The organism is Oenococcus oeni (genome assembly GCF_020510245.1).
Lineage (GTDB): Bacteria > Bacillota > Bacilli > Lactobacillales > Lactobacillaceae > Oenococcus > Oenococcus oeni.
In genome coordinates, this window is sequence record NZ_CP084701.1 from 322819 (window position 1) to 343169 (window position 20351).

The 20351-nt window shown below is 36.8% G+C and carries 22 protein-coding genes, 1 tRNA gene and 1 pseudogene; 13 read left to right on the forward strand and 11 right to left on the reverse strand.

What is annotated here, in order from left to right; translation table 11 throughout:
- Positions 1–166 precede the first annotated feature (166 nt).
- The 4 genes from J3U91_RS01620 to J3U91_RS01635 are packed head-to-tail and all read left to right on the forward strand — an operon-like array spanning position 167 to position 2863.
- Entirely contained in the window at positions 167–658 is a 492-nt protein-coding gene (locus tag J3U91_RS01620; protein ID WP_002818181.1) for a PTS sugar transporter subunit IIB, read from the forward strand.
- A 21-nt stretch (positions 659–679) separates the two neighbouring features.
- On the forward strand, positions 680–1615 hold the full coding sequence (locus J3U91_RS01625; protein ID WP_002818183.1) for a PTS mannose/fructose/sorbose/N-acetylgalactosamine transporter subunit IIC: 936 nt from the start codon (positions 680–682) through the stop codon (positions 1613–1615).
- Positions 1599–2417, forward strand: a complete 819-nt coding sequence (locus J3U91_RS01630; RefSeq protein WP_002818184.1) for a PTS system mannose/fructose/sorbose family transporter subunit IID — start codon at positions 1599–1601, stop codon at positions 2415–2417. Before J3U91_RS01625 ends, J3U91_RS01630 begins: the two co-directional genes overlap by 17 nt.
- 26 nt (positions 2418–2443) lie before the next feature.
- Complete coding sequence (locus J3U91_RS01635) at positions 2444–2863, forward strand: PTS sugar transporter subunit IIA (protein WP_002818185.1); 420 nt, start codon at positions 2444–2446, stop codon at positions 2861–2863.
- Positions 2864–2907: 44 nt separating this feature from the next.
- On the opposite strand, the gene J3U91_RS01640 is transcribed toward J3U91_RS01635, so the two are convergent.
- Positions 2908–3921 (reverse strand): serine hydrolase domain-containing protein, encoded by a 1014-nt coding sequence (locus tag J3U91_RS01640; protein WP_002817863.1) that lies wholly within the window; start codon positions 3919–3921, stop codon positions 2908–2910.
- Between the two features lie 279 nt (positions 3922–4200).
- Between J3U91_RS01640 and J3U91_RS01645 the strand changes: the two genes are divergently transcribed.
- Positions 4201–5433, forward strand: coding sequence for an MFS transporter (locus tag J3U91_RS01645; protein ID WP_002818186.1), 1233 nt, complete (start codon positions 4201–4203; stop codon positions 5431–5433).
- 134 nt (positions 5434–5567) lie between these two features.
- Positions 5568–6322, forward strand: a pseudogene (locus tag J3U91_RS01650) (DUF2785 domain-containing protein).
- A 106-nt stretch (positions 6323–6428) separates the two neighbouring features.
- Here J3U91_RS01650 and J3U91_RS01655 read toward each other — a convergent pair.
- Both J3U91_RS01655 and J3U91_RS01660 read right to left on the reverse strand, forming a co-directional pair.
- On the reverse strand, positions 6429–7781 hold the full coding sequence (locus tag J3U91_RS01655) for an aspartate aminotransferase family protein (RefSeq protein WP_002817861.1): 1353 nt from the start codon (positions 7779–7781) through the stop codon (positions 6429–6431).
- A 163-nt stretch (positions 7782–7944) separates the two neighbouring features.
- Positions 7945–9396, reverse strand: coding sequence for an APC family permease (locus J3U91_RS01660; RefSeq protein WP_002818190.1), 1452 nt, complete (start codon positions 9394–9396; stop codon positions 7945–7947).
- Between the two features lie 239 nt (positions 9397–9635).
- On the opposite strand from J3U91_RS01660, the gene J3U91_RS01665 reads away from it, so the two are divergent.
- Positions 9636–9989, forward strand: coding sequence for an HAD family hydrolase (locus tag J3U91_RS01665; protein ID WP_226489965.1), 354 nt, complete (start codon positions 9636–9638; stop codon positions 9987–9989).
- Positions 9943–10344, forward strand: coding sequence for an HAD family hydrolase (locus tag J3U91_RS01670; protein ID WP_080485119.1), 402 nt, complete (start codon positions 9943–9945; stop codon positions 10342–10344). The genes J3U91_RS01665 and J3U91_RS01670 overlap by 47 nt, the downstream gene beginning before the upstream one ends.
- 343 nt (positions 10345–10687) lie before the next feature.
- Here J3U91_RS01670 and J3U91_RS01675 read toward each other — a convergent pair whose 3' ends face one another.
- Both J3U91_RS01675 and J3U91_RS01680 read right to left on the reverse strand, forming a co-directional pair.
- A complete protein-coding gene (locus J3U91_RS01675; protein ID WP_002818193.1) occupies positions 10688–11050 on the reverse strand; it encodes a CPBP family intramembrane glutamic endopeptidase in 363 nt (120 codons plus the stop codon).
- Positions 11028–11429, reverse strand: coding sequence for a hypothetical protein (locus J3U91_RS01680; protein ID WP_002818194.1), 402 nt, complete (start codon positions 11427–11429; stop codon positions 11028–11030). Before J3U91_RS01680 ends, J3U91_RS01675 begins: the two co-directional genes overlap by 23 nt.
- 617 nt (positions 11430–12046) lie before the next feature.
- Here J3U91_RS01680 and J3U91_RS01685 point away from each other — a divergent pair.
- Together J3U91_RS01685 and J3U91_RS01690 are read left to right on the forward strand one after the other, a co-directional pair.
- Positions 12047–12394: an Rgg family transcriptional regulator gene (locus J3U91_RS01685; protein WP_002818195.1), complete on the forward strand. Its 348-nt coding sequence runs from the start codon at positions 12047–12049 to the stop codon at positions 12392–12394.
- A 180-nt stretch (positions 12395–12574) separates the two neighbouring features.
- Positions 12575–13612: a zinc-dependent alcohol dehydrogenase gene (locus tag J3U91_RS01690; protein ID WP_002818196.1), complete on the forward strand. Its 1038-nt coding sequence runs from the start codon at positions 12575–12577 to the stop codon at positions 13610–13612.
- Positions 13613–13854: 242 nt separating this feature from the next.
- On the opposite strand, the gene J3U91_RS01695 is transcribed toward J3U91_RS01690, so the two are convergent.
- The gene (locus J3U91_RS01695; RefSeq protein ID WP_002818197.1) at positions 13855–14382 is read right to left on the reverse strand and encodes a TetR/AcrR family transcriptional regulator; all 528 of its coding nucleotides are present in this window, start codon (positions 14380–14382) and stop codon (positions 13855–13857) included.
- 122 nt (positions 14383–14504) lie between these two features.
- Between J3U91_RS01695 and J3U91_RS01700 the strand changes: the two genes are divergently transcribed.
- Complete coding sequence (locus tag J3U91_RS01700; protein ID WP_002818198.1) at positions 14505–15236, forward strand: SDR family NAD(P)-dependent oxidoreductase; 732 nt, start codon at positions 14505–14507, stop codon at positions 15234–15236.
- A 151-nt stretch (positions 15237–15387) separates the two neighbouring features.
- On the opposite strand, the gene J3U91_RS01705 is transcribed toward J3U91_RS01700, so the two are convergent.
- Positions 15388–15531 (reverse strand): hypothetical protein, encoded by a 144-nt coding sequence (locus J3U91_RS01705; protein WP_002818199.1) that lies wholly within the window; start codon positions 15529–15531, stop codon positions 15388–15390.
- Positions 15521–15643: a hypothetical protein gene (locus tag J3U91_RS09850; protein ID WP_002818200.1), complete on the reverse strand. Its 123-nt coding sequence runs from the start codon at positions 15641–15643 to the stop codon at positions 15521–15523. The genes J3U91_RS01705 and J3U91_RS09850 overlap by 11 nt, the downstream gene beginning before the upstream one ends.
- A 462-nt stretch (positions 15644–16105) precedes the next feature.
- Between J3U91_RS09850 and J3U91_RS01710 the strand changes: the two genes are divergently transcribed.
- Positions 16106–16831 (forward strand): hypothetical protein, encoded by a 726-nt coding sequence (locus J3U91_RS01710; protein ID WP_002817856.1) that lies wholly within the window; start codon positions 16106–16108, stop codon positions 16829–16831.
- 465 nt (positions 16832–17296) lie between these two features.
- On the opposite strand, the gene J3U91_RS01715 is transcribed toward J3U91_RS01710, so the two are convergent.
- The 3 genes from J3U91_RS01715 to J3U91_RS01730 form a co-directional block, all read right to left on the reverse strand.
- Entirely contained in the window at positions 17297–17698 is a 402-nt protein-coding gene (locus J3U91_RS01715; RefSeq protein WP_002818203.1) for an AAA family ATPase, read from the reverse strand.
- A 10-nt stretch (positions 17699–17708) separates the two neighbouring features.
- A complete protein-coding gene (locus tag J3U91_RS01720; RefSeq protein WP_002818204.1) occupies positions 17709–17897 on the reverse strand; it encodes a hypothetical protein in 189 nt (62 codons plus the stop codon).
- A 1133-nt stretch (positions 17898–19030) separates the two neighbouring features.
- Positions 19031–19103: transfer RNA gene (locus J3U91_RS01730), tRNA-Arg, on the reverse strand.
- Between the two features lie 189 nt (positions 19104–19292).
- On the opposite strand from J3U91_RS01730, the gene gap reads away from it, so the two are divergent.
- Positions 19293–20318, forward strand: coding sequence for a type I glyceraldehyde-3-phosphate dehydrogenase (gene gap / locus J3U91_RS01735; RefSeq protein ID WP_002818206.1), 1026 nt, complete (start codon positions 19293–19295; stop codon positions 20316–20318).
- The last annotated feature ends 33 nt before the right edge of the window (positions 20319–20351 follow it).

The following is a 20351-nucleotide window of genomic DNA, read 5'->3' on the forward strand; positions in this document are numbered from 1 at the left end:
GAGTACTTTCATTAAGTTTATTAAGTTGTCAATCTTTTCCTAGACCAATGTCAGCTTAATTGACATAAAAACTGAAACTCTTAAAAAAGAAGGACTAAAATTCATGCATGTATTAAGGAGAGAATCGGTTGAGTAATTTTATTCAATTGATAAGAAAGGGAGAAGAATGTCAATTGCAGCAGTTAGAATCGATGGCCGTTTATTGCATGGGCAAGTAGCTAATATGTGGACCGGAGTTATCAAACCTAGCAGAATTATGGTTGTCGACAACTCTACGGCGAATTCAGATATTGAAAAGGCCGCTATTAAATTGGCCCGGCCTGCCGGAGTTAATTTAAGTATTTTAAATGAGGATCGGGCAATCGATCATATTATAAATGGACGTTACGATAGTCAAAGAGTATTTGTTTTAGTTCGTAGACCCAAGGTTTTATTGGATATGATTGATGGCGGCGTCCAGATTAAGGAAGTTAATGTCGGTAATATGTCTCAAGCTGATGGGACCAAGCCTTTGACAAAATCAATTAATATTCTTCAGTCTGATGTCGACGCGTTTAATCTTTTACATAAAAAAGGAATCAAAATGACAGTTCAGATGGTACCAAGCGATCCGGCTGTTGATTTGATGCAGTTATTAAAGAAATTTGCTTCGGTTTGATTAAAAAGAGGGGATTAAATTATGAGCGGAAACATCTTGCTTTGGCAGGTTATTGTATTAACTTTTTATTCTATGTATCAGATTATTGATGATCTGACTTTTATTTCTTCATTGGCGCAGCCGGTTTGGGCCGGTTTAATCACGGGTGCCGTAATGGGCGATGTAACCAAGGGACTAATTATCGGAGGAAGTCTTCAACTAACGGTCCTCGGAGTTGGGACCTTTGGTGGAGCTTCTAAAATAGACGCGAATTCAGGGACGATTTTAGCAACGGCTTTTTCGATCAGTTCGGGCATGAATGCTCAAACTGCTGTTGCCGCAATTGGTGTTCCGGTTGCTTCTTTGATGATTGAAACGGATGTCTTGGGCAGATTTACGAACACTTACTTTCAGCATCGTATAGATCGGACAATTGAGGAAGAAAATTATCACGCTTTTGAACGGAACTATTTATATGGTGCAATTCCGTGGGCTCTATCACGTGGTATTCCTGTTTTTATTGCTTTGCAGTTTGGTGGCGGTCTTGTTACGGAAATTGTTAAGGTTCTCGATACGAAAATGGTTTGGTTGAGCAATGGTCTTGCCACAGCCGGAGCTTTGCTTCCGGCGGTCGGATTTGCAATTTTACTGCGCTATTTGCCGGTTAAAAAACATTTTGCATATTTGATTTTAGGCTTTACCTTAACTGCTCTCTTAACTACGGTCTTTACGAATGTTCAGACCTTGGGAACTTCAATGGCAAAAGTTTCGAACAGTTTTTCGAATAATTTTACTGCACTTCCAATGGTTGCCATTTCTCTGATTGGTTTTTCATTTGCCTTGAATGCTTATAAACGCGATGTCGGTAACTTACCGTCTTCCACAGATTCACAGCAGAATGGACCTTCACAACCAGAGCAGAGTGAGCAAAAAAATACTAAAGATGAGGATGGAGAAATCGATGGCGACGAAGACTAAATACGAATTAACGAAAAAAGATTTTCGACAAATGAATCGCCGCAATATTTTTTTGAATCAGTTGGGCTGGAATTATGAAAAAATGCAGGGTTCTGGATATCTGTTTATTGTCCTTCCCCAGCTCAGAAAAATTTATGGGGATCATACGCCTGAACTCAAACAGGCAATGAGAATGCAAAACCAGTTTTTTAATACGAATCCCTATTTGAACACTACTATTCAAGGTCTCGATGTCGCACTTGAAGAAAAACAGGGCATTTCTTCATTGGAAACAGTCTCGGGTTTGAAAAATGGTTTAATGGGTCCGGTTGCGGCAATTGGAGATACGATTTTTGCTTCTCTGATTCCTGCTATTATTGGTGCAATTGCCGCTAATATGGCTGTCCAGGGAAACCCTGCAGGAGCATTTTTGTGGTTGGCGGTGAATATCGCAATTATGTATTTTCGTTGGATTCAGTTGGAATTCGCTTATAAAGGTGGCGTAACTCTTGTTACCAAGCTTCAGGGCGAGATGAACGCTTTGACTAACGCGGCGACTTTGCTTGGCGTTTATGTTGTAGGTGCTTTGATTGCAAGTCTTGTAAATATTGATGTCCCATTTGTTGCCCATATTGGCAAAATGACGGTTAATCTTCAGAATGAATTCGACACGATTATGCCGAAAATGATTCCTGGATTGGCTGTTGGTCTTATTTATTGGATACTGGGACGCAAACGAATGACTTCAACGAAAGCGATTTTTATCGTGATTATTGTCGCAGTTGTTTTTTCCGCTCTAGGAGTTTTAGGCAAAGGTGCTTGATTTAATAGAATGAATATGGAGCGAAAATGAAGTTAATATTAGTAAGTCATGGACCTTTATCATCGGCAATTTTGGAAAGTGCCGAAATGATTGTCGGCAAGATTAAAGGAGCTGTTGCTTTGAGTTTGACGCCGAATATGAGCCCAAGTGAGCTGCAACAAAAAATCGAAGCGGAAATTAAGAAAATACCGGATAACGAACAGATTGTCGTTGCTCTTGATTTATTGGGAGGAACACCGGCGAACGTTACGACTAGGATATTGGCTGCCTATCCACGAATAAATGTTCTGACGGGGATGAATCTCCCAATGGCAATCGAATTTGCCAATCAACAGCTTTTGGGAGGCAAATTGAATTTCTCCCAATTGCTTTCGATGGGGCAAGGCGGTATTGTCGATATCAAACAGCAACTGCAGAGCTCCGATGAGGATGAGGATGAAGTTTAACAAAAAAAGCCGTTCGTTAAGACCAGCTTTTTTGTTATGTGATTTTATATTGATTCGGGGTGTCCATAGAACAAAGCAATTGCCATCAGTCTGTAACTGAGCCAGCGCCGGTTTTCCCGAGTCGGGTAAACACGATTTGTTAAGCAGACAAAAGCACTTTGATTAACCAAGTTCAAAGCAATCGAGGTTCCGGTAAAGCCCGTATGCCATAAGCTTTGACCGGCTGGAGTCATCCAACAACGCCAGCCAAGTGTTCGACCGCTTGTAACGGAATTTTCTAATATTGGAAAGACGGCTTCTGGGAGAATTTGTTGGTCGTTATAATAACCTTTATGTAAATACATTTGTGCAAAGCGGGTTAGATCGGTTAGAGTCGAAAACAACCCGGCATGTCCGCTGACGCCATCCAATAAGTGGGATTTTTCATCGTGGACCTCGCCCCGAATGATTCCACCTCTTTTGATCTGCTTTTCGGTTGGAACAAAGATTTTACGATCGGCTCTTGGATTATAGGAAGTATTTGTCATTCCGATAGGCTGGAAAATGTGTTCCTCCAAGCTTTTTGATAAATCTCCATCGATTTTCTGAATAACCCAACCCAATAAAATGAAATTCAGGTCTGAATAAATCGTTTTTGTATCGGCCGGGCAAAGTTGAGGCATTTCTTTGACTGCTTTGATTAAGGCCTCTCGACTAAAATCCCAGACATTCTTGATGTCGGCACGCAAACCGCTTCTATGCAACAAAAGCTGTTTGATCGTAATTTTGGGTTTGTCTACGCCATTTATGAATTTTCCGACCGGATCTTCTAAATCCAGTTTTCCTTCTGAAAGTAGTTGCAGAATTCTGGTTGTGGTTCCGACGACTTTTGTCAGCGATGCCAGGTCATACTGCATGTTAGCTTCTAAGGCGATTGCATCCTGATTTTTTCCTTGAAAACCAAGGTAATGATATTCGCTTTGATCAGCTGCTATCAATGAGTATGAGATACCGTAAACGGCTTTATTGTTAATTGCACCGCGCATTAATTCTGATATTGCCTGACTGTTTTCAATCATAATTTTTGCTTCCTTTGTTGATTACAACTGCTGTCCTGTCGAAGTTATTCAAGAGGGGCATTTCTTAAATTCGACTGGTTTCCATTGTTACAATCGATTGCTGCTATTAAGCCAATACAAATCATCATAGGATTTTTTGGTTTGGTTATCAATTCACTTACCCGATTAATCTCTTTTTCGCCTTTTTCGTTTCATAAATAATGGAGATGTTTTGCTGCTAATAAACAGCTTTGATTCAGCAACTTCTTTTTTTGCTATGATTAAAAAATGAGAAACAGCTTGAAACAGCAAATTTTTGATGTTGTTACCGGCAGTCTCATTAGTACTTTGGGTTCTGCTTTATTCGAGTTTGGCGTTGGGCTCTATTTATTAAAAAAGACTGGTTCCTCGGCTCAGTATGCCCTGGTTTTAATGATTGGTCCGATCGTGATGCTTGCATTACTGCCAATTTCCGGTAGTATTATCGATCGTTTCGATCACGCAAAAATAATTCGCTTTAGCCAAATAATCAACGTAATTTCTTTGCTCCTTTTTTCTATTTTCTATTTTCTTGCTGTCAAATTTTTCTTATTGGAAATTTTAATTTTGGTGATCATCTTGCGGGCAACCGGATTATTTATCAGTAATACTCTGAATTCTTCTTTGCGAGATTTAATTCCACTTGAAAGTCTGCATCGAGTTAATTCTTTAAATCAGACCGGAGCATCGATTGCCAACATTCTTAGTCCGGCATTAGGAGCAGTACTATTCAGCTTGCTGCCCTTTGAAATGTTTGCCTTAGTTCAGTTTGTGACCGAATTTTTGGCGATGCTCTTATTTCTTCGTTTAAATTTCAGTTTTGTAGAAAACAAAACAATTATCAAAGTGAAACATGATCAACATATCTGGAAAGATTTCACTGCCGGATTAAAATATGTTCGTCTTGAACACTTACCGCGTTTAGCAACTTTATCAAACGCGGTGACAAACTTTTTCATTGCCAGTATCAATGTCGGTATGGCTTTTACAGAAGTTACTTTTCTCCATATGACCAACGCACAATTTGGTTTCACTGAAATGTCTTTTGGTGTCGGTATGTTGTTGGCTGGACTTTTTTTATCTGCACGCTCGCAGTTCCGTTTTCCGGCTCGCGCTTCGATGTTAGCTGCGGTTATTTTAGGTTTAACTTTAATTCCTTTTGGTATTCCGGAATGGTTTCATACCAGTCGTCTAATTAATGTTGGTTTATTTGCTTTTTATAATTTTATTGCTGGCGTTCTGGTTGTTATCAAACAGACTCCGATTCTGTCATTGCTGCAAACTGAGGTTCCTACTACCATGCAAGGACGTGTATTTACTTTGCAAACAACTTTGGGAGCTCTTTTAAGTCCATTGGGAGCAGCTGCCTATGGAATTTTATTTGGAGTATTTACACCTGCACCAATCTATACAGTTACCGGTTTGTTAATGGCGGGATTATTGGTGTGGTTGATGTTCCGTTATCAGGATGTTATGAATATAACGACAAAATAAAAGCATCCGCATTGTTTTTGGACTATATTTAAAAAAGCAATTTGAGATTGAGGAATATATTTATACATGCAAAAAGTTTTGGAAAAATTATTGCAACAGAAAAAATCAGTTTCAACACTCAACAGATAGATTTTATGCTTCAAAATATTGGTAACACTAATAGCCATTTAAGAGATGATTTAATTTACAATCTATTCGCTCGTGGTTTCGATGAAGATACTTTTACCTTTGTACAAAAACAATTAACAACAAATGAATTAATAGAATCCGGGAACTTATTTAAAGCAATCAAGCTTGGTCAAAACGATTCCGTATTTTTAAGAAGTTTTACAGCGCTTGCTCTAGCTGAAATTATTAGCGCTGATGGCAAAAAAATTTCCTATCTGATAAAGATAGGAACAAGTTGTTTTCCATGTCGATTGTTTATTTATCTTCCGAGAAAGATTTTAGAGGATTTGTTTCAGGAAAAGGTTGGGCACATACCGTTGCTCACGGGAGCGATTTTTTGGCAGCTTCAATAAGAAATCCTCTTTTTCCTCTGGATATGGTTGATAAATCGTTTAAAGTATTTTTTTATATCTTAAATCAATTGGAAACTGCTTTTGTCGATAATGAGGAACAAAGAATTTCTTTTGCTTTGATATCTGCTCTGGAAAGTAATAAAATCATTGAAACAGAATTTGTCGATTATTTATTGAAACTGAATGAAAGCCGCTGGACATCTTTCTCATTCAGTAACCAAAGAAGTTGTTACCAAATGAATGTCTGGATTTGTATTTTACAGAACGTTTATTTCATGCTTAACCAAAAATTCTTTCTTACGAGAAAAACTATTAACAAACTTATTCAAAATTATTATAAGAAGGAAGGTTATGCTTTCTCGGACTAATTTGGATAATCAGGTGTTTCATAAAAGCAGAAAGCATTAAAAAAATGATCGAATAAATAGTGAAATTAAATTAGATCCCTTTGCAATTTCCTATTAGATTTTTGATTTACCAACCAATTTTTCCCGTGTCTTTTGGTACTTCGACTTTATTTTGTTCAACAGCTGTAAATGCATCATCAAGCACCTGCAGCGCCTTATCCAACTGTTTGTGGGATATGACCAAGGGCGGTTGAAACCTTAAAATATTTCCTGCAAGGGTAATAATGACGACACCATGTGCAAAGGCATAGTAGATAACTTTTGTTGCTGCGTCATTCTCTGCTTCTTTAGTTTTAGGATCTTTAACTAATTCAATTCCACCGTTTAGTCCCCACATGCGAACGTCGCCGATTATCGGGTGATGTCTTTGCATCTCAAGAAAACGTTGTTTTGCATATTCTCCGTCTTTAGCTGACTTTTCAACTAGATGATCGTCTCGAATAACATTCAAGGTGGCTAGTGATGCAGCAGCGCATACCGGATTGCCAGAAGTAGTAAAGATATGGGCCGGTGCGTCAAGGCTCTGCATGATATCTTTTTTACCGACAACAGCGCTAAGCGGCATTCCCGAAGCCAGTGATTTTCCGACCGACATTAAGTCCGGTTCAATATCTTTATATTGTTGAATTCCCCACATTTTGCCCGTTCGGCCAAGCCCTTGGTTAACCTCGTCAACAGCAAATAAAATGCCATTATCATGACAGAATTTATAAACCAGTTGCATATATTCTTCCGGAGCCTTAACAATTCCACCATCGCCTTGGATTGGTTCAACTAAGACACAGGCGGTTTCATCGGCAGGCAAAAATGATTCGAATGGTGCCTTGAAAGCATTGAAGTAACGTATAGCAACGTCGTGCTCAGTCTCACCTGCGTAACGACGATAAAGATCCGGATAGGGAACGTGGACAACGCCTGGAAGCATTGGACCGATTTTTCGAGTCATGTTCAAACTGGTTCCTGACAGGCTTTGCGAACCATAGGTTGAACCATGGTAGGATCCCATATAAGAAACAATATATTGGCGGCTGGTGTACGCACGAGAAAATTTTATAATTGCATCGTTGGCATCAGAACCGGAATTACCAAAACTGACCATTTTGGGTGAATTGCCAGGAGCGAGTTCGGCTAAACGTTTTGATAATTCAATTCCTGGTACGTGGTGAAAATAAGCCGGCGTATAATGAATCAACTTTTGTGCCTGCCTGCTTATTGCCTTGACAACCCGTTCGTTTGTATGCCCGACATTAATTGCTGAAGCGCTTGCCAAAAGATCGATATATTCGTTGCCATCGACATCGATCAGCGTTGCCCCATGAGCATGGTCGATCACCAGGTCATAGTAATTGATCCGTGCCGAACGTGCATAATAATTGTTTTCTTCGTCGATTAATCGAGATGCCTTCTCTAAATTATTCATGAAAATTCATTACCTCCTTGTTATATGTATGAAAAAACATTGGTGTTTCAAGCCTTTCTAATGTGATCTGTGAAAAGCTGCGAGGATACCAATGTTTTGCGAATTTATATTCTAAATGAGCGATAAAAAACTGTTTTTAACTTCAGATCATACCTCGTTAAAATTAATTTGATTTTTCTGTTTTTTTGCTACTGCCTGCGGTGGAATGTTTTATCCCGTAGCCGAAATAGACAATCATGCCAAAGATAAACCAACCAAGGGCATAAATCTTCGCTTGGATATCAAGACCCCAAAAAATAGCCAGAGCACCTAAAAATCCAAGTGCGGGTAATACTGGATAAAAAGGCATTTTGAAACTTGGTTCCGGAATATCTTTTCCTTCGCGGGGACGAAGCACATAAATTCCAATTGAAACGAACATAAAAGCGATTAATGTTCCAGCAGAAATTAATTGAGCCAAAAAAGTGAAAGGAAAGAATGCACCCAAGGCAATACCAATAACTGTCAGTATGATTAAAGCGTGGCTGGGCAGATTATTGCTCAATTTGCCCAATGTTTTCGGAAGCAAACCGTCACGACCAAATGAATAAAGAAGTCGAGAACCGGCAAGCATCATTCCGATAAGGGCTGTAAACATACCAATAACTGCGACGGCTTGAACAATGGTTGCGATGATTTCGTGGCCGCTTTGACGAAGAGCCCAGCCTACCGGTTCAGCATTGTTTGCATAATCCGAATAACGGAACATACCGACCAAAACCAGAGCAACGGAAATGAAAAGAAAAACAGCTATAAATAAAGATCCTAGAATTCCACGGGGCATCGTTTTTTGTGGATTCTTAGCTTCTGCGGAATTCGCGGCAATTGAGTCGAAACCAATGTATGCCAGGAAAATTTCTGAGACGCCGGCATAAATTCCTTGCCAACCACCGAATGCCGAGCCGTCTGTATTGGCATGATATTTTGGAATAAACGGTACATAATTCTGACCTTTAATTGCTGTCACACCGACAAAAATAAATACTAAAATAGCAATAACCTTCAAAATAACGAGCGTGTTTTCGACACGGGCGGTTTGCGATGCGCCGCGAGAAAGCAAAGTAGCTACCAATAGAATGATAATAATCGCAAATAAATCCATTAAGCCGCCGTTGGATCCTGTTGAAGCGATTGATAAAGTTGTAGGCAGTTTGAAGCCTAATGGCGAAATCAAGCCCTGAAAGTTTGCAGATAGTCCGGATGCAACGAATGCTACGGCAATGAAGTATTCGGCCAGCAATGCCCAACCGGCAATCCAGCCCCAGAACTCGCCAAAAACTACGTTAATCCATGAATAAGCCGAACCCGCAAAGGGCATTGCGGCGGCCATTTCAGCGTAGGCAAAAGCAACTATGCCGGCGACAATTGCTGCACATAAAAAGGAAAGGGAAACTGCCGGGCCGGCGTGTTGGGCTGCGACGACCCCCGGTAAAGTAAAAATTGATGTGGAGACAATTGTTCCAACGCCCAACGCTAGGAAGTCCTTCGTAGTAAGACTTCTAATTAGATGCGAATCTTTATCCTGATAGACAAGCGGATCCTCTTTACGGAACATTTTCTGAAAAATACTGCTCATTGGTAATCAACTCCTATAATTAGGCTAAACGTTTTTTTCAACGATTAACAATTTTGATTGCCTAAGGATAACAAATTATTTATTGAAAATAAAGGTCAAATTGAATTATTTCTAAAATGTATTATATGGAGCTACATCAGCTTCGTGTAAATCAAATTGAATGGCGCTACTCTTTAAGCAACTGATTAAATTTATAAATTGTAAAAACGAAAAATTTAATGTTTATCAGAGGAATGCAAATGATATTAACTTTCGATTGTTATGGCACATTGCTGGACACATCCAGCATTAATGAATGTATAAGTAATATTTGTTATGAAAATAATGTAAATTCTCAACTTGCTATAAATGCATTTTTTAGTTATGAAGACCGCTTAATGTATTCTGATGAAATTATTCCTTATGAAAAACTAATCAGGAAGAATTTACAATTTGTGGATATGGATTTGGATACCGATGATTTATTTTTGAGTAATTATAAGGCAATTCTTCAAGCTTACTATGACTTAAAAACCTTTTCCGGAAGTTACTTCCGTTCTAGAAGACTTGAAAAAAGCTGGGCATTCTTTATATTTAATGTCAAATTCGTCTAGTCAAATTATGCAATACAATCTTCAAACAATGAACAAGGATTTTGATGATGTTTTTACGGCTGATGATACTGGTTGCTATAAACCACAACTTGAATTTTTCAGTTTTGTTCAACGAAAGCTTAATTTGAATAATAACAATCATCTTCACATTGCAAAAGGCTTCTGGTGGGATATTGTTCCCTGCGCAAAAATTGGTTGGAAAAAGATTTGGATAAATAGAAATCGTATTAATGGCTTAAAGGAATATCAACCGTATAAAGAATTTAATGATTTAAGAGCTCTTCCCACATATCTAAAGACAATCCAGTCGATTGAGGACAAAAATATCCAAGATCATCATCAAAAACCGGAGTGAGATGTCTTGTGAATAATTATCGAATTTTTCTGTTCCTTGTCCATTATTAAGTTCCTTAAATTAAATAGAGTTTATATTTCTAATTTTTGTATCGGAACTAATCTAATAGACTACAATTAAAAATCAATAAATAAAATGTCAAAATTAAGTCTATTACAATATCTATTAGCTAACTTGTACGGAATAGTGATTATTGTTTTTTGGTGTTTTATTTACTACTTTTGCTCTTCGATTAAATGACGAGCGACAGCAAAAACACAGATATCTGAAAGTCGCTCTCTGCATGTTTGTTGGCCTATTGTTTACGGTTGTGGGGCTTATATTACTAGTCTCCTTGTTCTTTTTATATTTTCTTCATACCTCTATCGATCCGGTAGATTAAGTAATATGCCAAACCGATTAACAAATAGATCAAAGAATATACAAAGGTGCTCATCCAGTTATCCGAACTGCCACCACTAGTATCGATAAGGATAAAGGGAACTAAATCCAAAGTGGCATGAAGAACTATTGGAAAGTAGATTGAATGAGTGACTAAGTATAAAGTGCCCAGCGTAAAACCGATAAAACTAACTTGAATGACCTGATTAATTGTGTTGAATAAGCTTTGTTCAAATAAATGGACTAAATGCATCGTCCCAAACAGCAGCGACGTAACAATCAAAGGAACAATCGTTGTTTTGCTAATGGATAACAAACGGGCCAAAAATCAAACCACGAAACAAATATTCTGCGGAAATACCGGTTGTTATCGCTGTTAAAAAATAAATAATCAGATTGCTGGGCAGGACATAGTTTTCAAACACAGAGAAAACTCCATATAGAAGATATAAATAAGCTGGCAGTAATAAGAGAAGATTTCGATAAAGATTTTTAGTTGAATGAAAGATTGGCTGTTTAAAAACGAATCTATTGATTGCAATAAAAACAAATAAACAAAAGAGTTCTAATGCGATAGTTGAAAACGAATCGTATTGGTAGGGAACAATTCCTTTGTCCATTACAAAAATATAAACCAACAGAATTGCAAGTTCGATTAGTATTAAAGATAAAATTTGCCAAAAGTTTTGCTTAACCCTAGCCATATTACTCTCCACCAAATCATGATAAGACCATATTCCTAATGAATATTTCAGCTAAATATCTCAACAAAAATATATCTGAAACTTACCACTTATGCCTAGTCCTTATTCAAATTAACAATATATTCTCAAAACTACCTATAAAATTCCTAAAATGAGAAGATATTGTGAATTTATTATTTTTTAAAATGTCTTGTATAGAATTAAAGTATTTTAGATGGAAGGTAAGGAAAAGAACAAATTAATTTAATAGAAGACTTTAAAATATCGTCGAAGAAAACAATAAAGAAGTATCTTTTGAGATATCTGATTCACCTAATCAAGTTGATTGCGAAATTGGTTGGTATTTTATCCAACACCATTATCAAGTCCTGTTTCTTCTACCAGATTTTTTGGGGAACTTTTTAAGAGAATATTGTAAAGAGTATTTCAAGTTCCTTTTTGCGGCTTAGTTTAAGTCGACTAAATTTGTCGTTTATAAAACTTTCAAGATTACATACTATCTTCTAATGTTAATTCCAAAGATAATATTATTTAGAAATTTCAATAAACTTTCCGATTCTTTGAATGCAATAGATAAGTCAAAATCATTTTTGTTAAGTACTATTAAGGAGAAATATATGACGCTTAAGTATGTTGAATCTTGGAAGATATTTTTTTTACATAATGATAATCTTCATAACACTATCGCGGCATTGGAAAACGATATAGAAATTACAAGCGACCGTAGAGAATATGAACTTGCAAGAGAGCTGCTGGACCTTCTATCGGACTTTAATATTCCAAGCGATGAACTACTTTTGAGATTTAAGTTTTCTTTCTTTAAAAATCTCTTTTTTAAAAAACAAGCCGAAGCCGTTAAACTGAATAATCAATTGATTGAGACTTTAAGGTTAATGAATTCTAATCAATTGGCTTCGGCCTATGATGAATACATGTCGACTTTTTATCAGAATAAACTTTCTTAAATTATTTCATTTTAGCGAATTTTTGTTTGTGAATTTGTCATTTCTTACATGCCTTTTAAATCCACAATATCTTTGTGAAAAATGTAGAAAGATTGGAATAGCAACCTTTATCTGTTTAACAAATATACATAAAATGTTACGTTGAAGTTGGATCTTATAGAGGAAAAGAGGTTGTTTTCAATGGATGGAAAAGTTGCTGTATTAACTGGAACTAAGAAAATCGAAGTTAAAAAACTCCCTGTTCCAGAGATAAATGATGATGAAATGCTGGTCAAAGTAGAAGGTTGTGGCGTCTGTGGTACGGATGTTTTTGAGTACAAGAGCGATCCATTTAACTATATTCCGGTTAACCTTGGTCACGAAGGTACCGGCGAAATCGTCAAAATGGGAAAGAACGTCAAAAATGATTGGACTGGTAAGACCCTGAAAATCGGGGACAAGATTGTTTGTGGTCCTGCTGCTAATGGAGATATTTATGGTTTGATGGGTGGCGAAAAACATTATTTCAATGGTTGGCTTGCCAATTACATGGTTATTAATCCAAATAGCGTTGTCTTCAATGTCAGCGATATGCCGTTGGATTTACGGATTTTAATTGAACCGGCGGCCGTTTCTTGTCACGCTGTTGCAAAATCCAAGGAAATCTACACCTTTAAGCACAGTTCCTCGGTAGTTGTTCAAGGTGTTGGCCCAATTGGTTTGATGGTTATCGCACAAATGAAGACTTTGGGTGTTCGCCACATTATTGCTGTTGATGGTAATGCTAGTCGACTAGAATTGGCTAAAAAGATTGGTGCAACTGCGACGGTTAACATCGATGATGGAGATTCAGTTGCTGCTGTTAAGGAGCTAACCGATGGCAAAGGTGCCAATTTTGTTTTCCAATGTACTGGCTCTACGAAAGGTGCCAGCACGGCTTGGAAATTCTTGACCGATCACGGTGGTATTTGTGAAGTTGGCTTCTTTGTCGATAATGGCGAAGCTACTTATAACCCACACTTTGATGTTTGCATGCCAGAAACCAAGATCACTGGTTCATGGGCTTATGTTCCAGAAGACTGGGTGGAAGCAACAGAGTTCTTGCGCGAGACCAAGGATGAAGGTCTTGATATGACTCAATTGATCACGAATGTTTATCCGCTTGACCAAATGAATGAAGCCATGGCTAAGAATATGAGTGGCACCGGCGTTAAGATCGTTTACAAGAATAACCAATAAACAATATATTTAAATTATTTGATATTAATAAAACCGGTTTAGAAGTCATTTATTGACTGACTAAACTGGTTTTTCCATACTTAATAATGATTTCTGCTGGATATTTAAAAAAATAAAACGTCGGTTGCTCTCTTTATCGTCTTTTTATTAATTCTTATTTAGCTAGTGGCCAAAGAGATTAAAAAGCTGTAAGATTAATAGTTTTTGGTCTACTGTTTTAAAAAATGAATACTTATACAATTTTATTCATATATTTTAGTGATAAAAGTTGAGATTAAAAGTTGGGGATCGTCTAATCCTTTTTCCGGTTCAACATGTCCAGAATTAGTCAATTCAATCAGCCCGTGAATAAATGCAAGTACAGTAGCGGAATCAATCGTGTTTGGAATGAACTTGCGGAGTATTTCTAACGGCTGCGTCGCTATAGCATGTAAGTTCTGATATTCGGAAGTTGTCCATTTCTTTTGAAACATCAAATCGTATAAAGAAGGGTGCTTGGTGCCGAAATTATAATAGTAATTCAGTAAATTGATTAATTGTTCTTTTGAATTATCCCGGACTGTCTTAGACATATGCTCGGAGAGTTTAACAAATGATTGAATAGCAATGGTAACCAGTAAGTCGTCTTTGTTTTTGAAATGTCGGTATACTGCTCCTCGGGATAATCCAATTTGTGCCCCAAGGTCGCGCATGTTAACAAAATTGATACCTTTGTTTTCAATAATGCTTATTGTCGTTTCTATGATTTTATCACGGGTATTTTTTGCCATAATCTTCAACTCCAATCAGACCATATGAAAATGTTATCTAAAAAGGTTGACATTGTCAACTTAATAAGATAAGCTTCTCTTTGTTGACGGTGTCAACATTAATAAACTTGAGGAGCAAAAAAATGACGAAAATTGTGTTAATTACTGGAGCAAACAAAGGTATCGGCTTTGAAACCGCAAAACAAATTGGTAAGAACGGTTGGACGCTTTTGATTAGCACTCGAAACGAAGAGCGTGGTAAAAATGCTGTTCATCAATTGCAACAAGACGGAATCACTGCAGAGTGGCTACAAATTGATCTCAATGACATTGCTAGCATCCATAAAGCTGCAAGATATGTAGAGGAACGTTATCCAAAACTTGATGGGCTTATCAATAACGCCGGTATTTCCGGCGATATGCAAAAAAATCCTTTAGAACTTAAATCTTCTGAATTAGAGCAATTAGCGAAGGTTAATTTTCTTGGCAATTTCGAAATGATTAAGTCATTTACACCAATTTTATCCAGAAATCATGGCAGAATATTGAATGTAACAATTCCTGCCACGCCGATTGGCTCTTTTAATCCCTTAGGGTATTTGGCTAGTAAAGCTTCTCTAAACTCGATGATTAAATCATTTGCTATGTATTATAAAAAGCACGAAATTCCTGTTGAAATTTTTGGTGTTTTGCCCGGTGGAATATCTACTGACCTTAACCAACATCAGAGTGGTTTACTAATACGGACAGTTCAAGAGGGCGGAGAGTCAATTGCTAAGGTAATGATGGACAGGCATAATCATCAAGGAAAGCTCCTCATGCGTATGGGGCTTACCCAGTTGGCGCGTAATTTTGTTTTTAGAAGACACGATTAATTGAAAGCAATAAAAAAGACCATTATATAGGTCTCATTTATTTGGTAAATATTATAAATTGGATTTTCTTAATGCTTTAGAGAGTCTTTATCGACTAGTGCTGCTATGTTTTTTCTGTGCAAAATGGCGAATGTCTTTCCGTTTTTAATGATCAAAACCAGGTTGTTGATGAAGTCGCAAGATCTTTAGAAAAGTTTGGACGTTCCATCTCGGTAAACAAATCCAGAGTTTCTTTAGATAATTTTTTCTCCAAAGCCAGCTTTCTTAATTGTTGTTTTAAATCCTTAATAACCACTTGGTCGCGCTCTCCTAACAGCCAAATTCAAAATTTGTTTTTCATCTGCTTTATTTGGACGGATACTTTCTAATTTTCTTTGGAGATTTTGCTTTTTATCTGATGATTTCATTTACAGTAATCTTCTTTCGACTATTTATTTTATTGCTTTAACTATATCCGTTGTTGCATATAATATATCTCACAAAATAGCAATCGACAAATTAACTGTTGAGAATTTTAAATAAATCTTTTTTATAAAAGCAATCTGGTTAAGTTTTGTAAACGATATATTTTATCGTCCATGAAAAAAAGACAGCATTGGGTCATTCTGTTCTTTTAATCTAAAATGTATGCAGGTAATCGTTTTAACAAATGCAAAGATCATAATAAAAACCAGACCAAATGAAGACTTAAAACATAATGTTAAGGGCTGACAAATCAGAGTAAATATTTTTGCGAAGGATCTTATGAATCAAGAAACTGAATTTTTTTACGTAATGTTAATCATCATGAAATTATATGGCAGAAAATTAAACAGGAGCCAAATAGTATACACGTGTACCGCGCTCAAAATGGAAAATTGGAGGCGATTATGGCATATAGCAATAATCCTGTTCATCCACATGCTCAAGGCTTTTCGGCCTATGTTCCAAACTACAGTGTCCACATTTATCAATCTATTTTGAAAGACGTGGTCACAATTGCTCAAAGAAATAATTGCGATCGAATTGCTACCTTGCAGTATCTCCCCTTGACGGCTTTTGAGAGGTGGTTATTAAATAATCAATTTTCTTGTTGGCGAGAGACCGTAATGCCGTCTGTTTTATTAGATAAGATACAACTAGCAGAATTATCAATTAAACAAGGGCAGCATTTACTTACTCTTCGTCAAATAAAACAATCTGATTATTGGTGGAAAACCTTAATTAAAAAAAGTCATGAAGATTATGTTGCTAGTCATTTAGTGAACCCTATGATAAAAATGGCTGATTCTAATTGGGCAGCTAATACTAATGATGCGCTGATGGACATACCTGTTGCTTTAGTTACTGGAGATCAAATTCTTTCTTACACATATTCATTTGAGGATCTTCCCAATGTTTTGACATTTTCTTGGTTTGGTGGAACCTCTACAGCAAATTTATGGATTCTTCAGGCCGAACAAATCCAATGGGCAATAGAACATCATTTTAAAAAACTAAGCGGTGAGTTCGATAATAGCGATCCTTTGGCTTGGTCGACATATCGCCATTGGCCATTTGAACCAGCTCCTGTTTTGACTACACTTGGTCGTAAGTTCACAATTGAAAAGAATTAATTATCTAGTGCTGGAAGCTGATTCCTAAAGTCCGATGACTCGATATATATTTTTTTGTATTTAATTTAATCGATTCACTTTAAAGGCGAGTGACAAGCTCAAAATTTGATCGCCGAGATCTCACGAGTGATCTATCTGAGAGCGGATTTTTTTATTTGATCGATATTTGAACTCGGGCCATTAATGAGGTTATCCAATTCATACTCTAACAATATTTTTTGTGCTTTCTCTGTTTTTTCGATATTTAGGGCCTTGTGATTAATTAATCGTTTGTTTTTGACAACATAAATACGTTTGGAAACTTTATTTGTGAAAACCTGGTCGTGGGATATCAATAAAACCCTATTCGGATAATTAATTAAAAAGTCAGTTAATGCATGTATGGCTTGTAAGTCAAGATAATTAGTAGGCTCGTCCAGCATTAAGAAGTTATAATCGCCAAATAAAATTATTGGCTGGCAGAAATTAATCATGACTGACTATCAATATTGAAGCGCGGCTGTGTGTAATCTGATTTATTAACCAATTTTGATTTTCTTGATCCAAATTAGCCGTTGGTTCATCCAGCAAAAGAATATCAGGATGCTGGTCGAAGGCCTCGTTCAGTTCGCACTTAACTTTCTCGCCACCGCTTTCGCTTGTAAAACCTTCGCCTTGAGCAACATAAGCAATCGTTCTATGGATTTTTATTTGCGATGATTCAGTTTTAGAAATTAAAGCCTTCAAAAATGACGTTTTTCCAGTTTCATTAGGACCGATAATTGCCAGCTTTTCACCTGGTTTTACAACCAGATGGGAAATAACGAAAAGAGGGTCAGCTGCGTTTGGAAGCTTAAACTTTAAATTGTCGACTTGTATCCTAAACATTGCAATAAGCTTAGCAATTAATAATAAACCAACTTTTATGTGGCGAAGGATTGATAATTAAAAAATCGAGAGTTGCTTTATATCGGAAAAAAACGCCAGTGGCAAACATAGTAACCATTAGATCCAAAATTAGAAAAACGATCTGTATTAACGATAAAGACCAGCCGATTATTTTTGAAAGCCCATCTTTATTTTTCATAATTTTCTATATAATATCCTCAGATTTATAAATGTTAATCGTTTGTCATGATTTTATAATCATGCTATCATATTTACATTAAAAAAAGAAAGGGGAAAATTATGATTGATACGTTCGTATCAATTTTGATTGTTTTGAAGTAAATAGTCTTATTAATTCTAATATTGTTCTATAAAAAAATTAGGTAAAAACGTATAAAAGGATGTTGATAATGAAAAAATATTCTAATCGTCTTTTCTTAACTGGGCTGCTTTTGCTGGTGATAGGTGTGATTTTAGATCTAATAATGATTTTCGGAGGTAAAATGATACCTCATTCTCTTACCACCACGCTTGCAATTGGAGCTCAATTAATTAGTTTAATCTCTGTTTATATACTATTTAAGTTTTCATAGATAGTCATTTCTTTGTGATACTTTTTAGACCGACTAAAAAATGAACGGATAGGCCCTGGTATTTGTTGCGGAGGTCTTTTGCGATTACCTTGTTAATAAGGCAGCGCTCACAGAAACATGATTTTAAGTAATTTTAGTGTGCCTGTATTGATAGCGAAATACTGACAATATGACTGACTTATCTTGTGCATCCAACAAATAATGTTAAGTTTATTGCTATGCCAAGGATCAATGACTAGTTCAAGATGTGAAACTTTAGCCAGCAATTCATAGATTTGCTACAATCTGGACAAGAAAATAACTGCTTTAGCTTTGCCGAACTAGTGGTTATTTTTTTGATTATTTTTAACGATCGCAACAATCAACGCAATTAAGTTAATGACCAAAAGATTAACTCCGATCGTTAGTGGTAAAGCGTCTGAAACCGACAGTTAGGCTTCTTTTATAATATTTAAAGAACTTTCGCATCGGCGTTTCGAGAAAATCTATTTTACGGAATTTAAACCCAAGGTTATCGAGATAATCAAAAATTAATTCAGTCAAAAGATGGATCAATCAGCTATGAAGAAGAGGATAGTTAGTTTGTTTAAAAAGGATCATCCAGAATTGTATTGAACGTAATAAAAAAGCGTAAGATAAATCAAAAATAATAGTTCTGCACGTTTTTATTTTGAATTATTACTTTGTCACAAATTTGCCACACATATTAGATTAAAGCTTGATATGAAAGCATTAAAAATGCGCAAGGAGGGAATCGAACCCTCATCTCAGGAACCGGAATCCTACGTGATGATCCATTACACTACTCGCGCGAACATTACTATTATACTAGACTATTTGCTTGTTTGTAATTCTTATTTGTTTGGCTGTAATTAATTTGTTAAATTTTTGTCAAGCTGGAAAAAGCGCGTGAAACTATTCATTGGTCAAGCTTTGTCAGTAGCCCGTGGTATACTGATCTAGGACAATATCCAAATATTCATAAGAGGAGAAAATTTTCCATGACTGTAAAGATTGGTATTAATGGATTCGGACGAATCGGCCGTTTGGCTTTCCGCCGGATCATGGAATTGCAAGATAAAGCTTCAGATATTGAAGTCGTTGCTATCAATGATTTAACTACACCTTCAATGCTTGCTTACTTGCTTAAGTACGATACCACTCATGGCACTTTGAACGCCGATGTTTCAGCAAATGATGATACTTCTACTTTGACGGTTAACGGCAAAGACTATCATATCTATTCTGAAAAAGACGCTCGTAACCTTCCTTGGGTTAAGAACGATGGTGTTGAATATGTACTTGAGTGTACTGGATTCTATACTTCAAAAGAAAAGGCACAGGCTCATATCGATGCTGGTGCAAAGCGGGTATTAATTTCTGCACCTGCCGGCAAGATTCCTACAATTGTTTATGGTGTTAACCAAGATACTTTGACATCATCCGACACAATTGTTTCTGCTGGTTCTTGCACTACTCAATCATTGGCTCCAATGGCTCGTTTGTTACAAGACAAGTTTGGTATTGAAGTTGGAACAATGACTACTATCCACGCTTACACATCGACTCAAATGATTCTTGATGGACCTCGTAGCTCAAAGAAGCGGACTAACCGTACCGCTGCTTCAAACACAATCCCTCACAGCACTGGTGCTGCCAAGGCGATCGGCTTGGTTGTTCCAGAAGTTGATGGCAAGTTGAATGGTCATGCTCAGCGTGTTGCTGTTGTTGATGGTTCCGTAACTGAATTGACAACTATTTTGTCAAAGAAGGTTACTCCTGAAGAGGTTAATGATGCCTTTAAGGAATACACCAAGGGTAATGAAAGCTTTGGTTGGAACGAAGATGAAATTGTTTCATCTGATATTATTAACGATACTCATGGAGCTGTTTACGACCCAACTCAATTGGAAGTTATTACTGCTGGCGACAAACAATTAGTCAAGACTGTTTCTTGGTACGATAACGAATACGGATTCACTTCAAACATGGTTCGTACTTTGCTTCACTTTGCTAAGTTGGAGTAACTGCTTATTATATAAAATAAAGTCCTCTTGCGA

What these genes read in the sequence shown, in the direction of transcription:
- J3U91_RS01620 (WP_002818181.1), top strand. Translation starts at nt 167, where the DNA reads ATGTCAATTGCAGCAGTTAGAATCGATGGCCGTTTATTGCATGGGCAA.
- J3U91_RS01625 (WP_002818183.1), top strand. Translation starts at nt 680, where the DNA reads ATGAGCGGAAACATCTTGCTTTGGCAGGTTATTGTATTAACTTTTTAT.
- J3U91_RS01630 (WP_002818184.1), top strand. Translation starts at nt 1,599, where the DNA reads ATGGCGACGAAGACTAAATACGAATTAACGAAAAAAGATTTTCGACAA.
- J3U91_RS01635 (WP_002818185.1), top strand. Translation starts at nt 2,444, where the DNA reads ATGAAGTTAATATTAGTAAGTCATGGACCTTTATCATCGGCAATTTTG.
- J3U91_RS01640 (WP_002817863.1), bottom strand. Translation starts at nt 3,921, where the DNA reads ATGATTGAAAACAGTCAGGCAATATCAGAATTAATGCGCGGTGCAATT.
- J3U91_RS01655 (WP_002817861.1), bottom strand. Translation starts at nt 7,781, where the DNA reads ATGAATAATTTAGAGAAGGCATCTCGATTAATCGACGAAGAAAACAAT.
- J3U91_RS01660 (WP_002818190.1), bottom strand. Translation starts at nt 9,396, where the DNA reads ATGAGCAGTATTTTTCAGAAAATGTTCCGTAAAGAGGATCCGCTTGTC.
- J3U91_RS01665 (WP_226489965.1), top strand. Translation starts at nt 9,636, where the DNA reads ATGATATTAACTTTCGATTGTTATGGCACATTGCTGGACACATCCAGC.
- J3U91_RS01680 (WP_002818194.1), bottom strand. Translation starts at nt 11,429, where the DNA reads ATGGCTAGGGTTAAGCAAAACTTTTGGCAAATTTTATCTTTAATACTA.
- J3U91_RS01685 (WP_002818195.1), top strand. Translation starts at nt 12,047, where the DNA reads ATGACGCTTAAGTATGTTGAATCTTGGAAGATATTTTTTTTACATAAT.
- J3U91_RS01690 (WP_002818196.1), top strand. Translation starts at nt 12,575, where the DNA reads ATGGATGGAAAAGTTGCTGTATTAACTGGAACTAAGAAAATCGAAGTT.
- J3U91_RS01695 (WP_002818197.1), bottom strand. Translation starts at nt 14,382, where the DNA reads ATGGCAAAAAATACCCGTGATAAAATCATAGAAACGACAATAAGCATT.
- J3U91_RS01700 (WP_002818198.1), top strand. Translation starts at nt 14,505, where the DNA reads ATGACGAAAATTGTGTTAATTACTGGAGCAAACAAAGGTATCGGCTTT.
- J3U91_RS09850 (WP_002818200.1), bottom strand. Translation starts at nt 15,643, where the DNA reads ATGAAATCATCAGATAAAAAGCAAAATCTCCAAAGAAAATTAGAAAGT.
- J3U91_RS01710 (WP_002817856.1), top strand. Translation starts at nt 16,106, where the DNA reads ATGGCATATAGCAATAATCCTGTTCATCCACATGCTCAAGGCTTTTCG.
- J3U91_RS01715 (WP_002818203.1), bottom strand. Translation starts at nt 17,698, where the DNA reads ATGTTTAGGATACAAGTCGACAATTTAAAGTTTAAGCTTCCAAACGCA.
- J3U91_RS01720 (WP_002818204.1), bottom strand. Translation starts at nt 17,897, where the DNA reads ATGAAAAATAAAGATGGGCTTTCAAAAATAATCGGCTGGTCTTTATCG.
- gap (WP_002818206.1), top strand. Translation starts at nt 19,293, where the DNA reads ATGACTGTAAAGATTGGTATTAATGGATTCGGACGAATCGGCCGTTTG.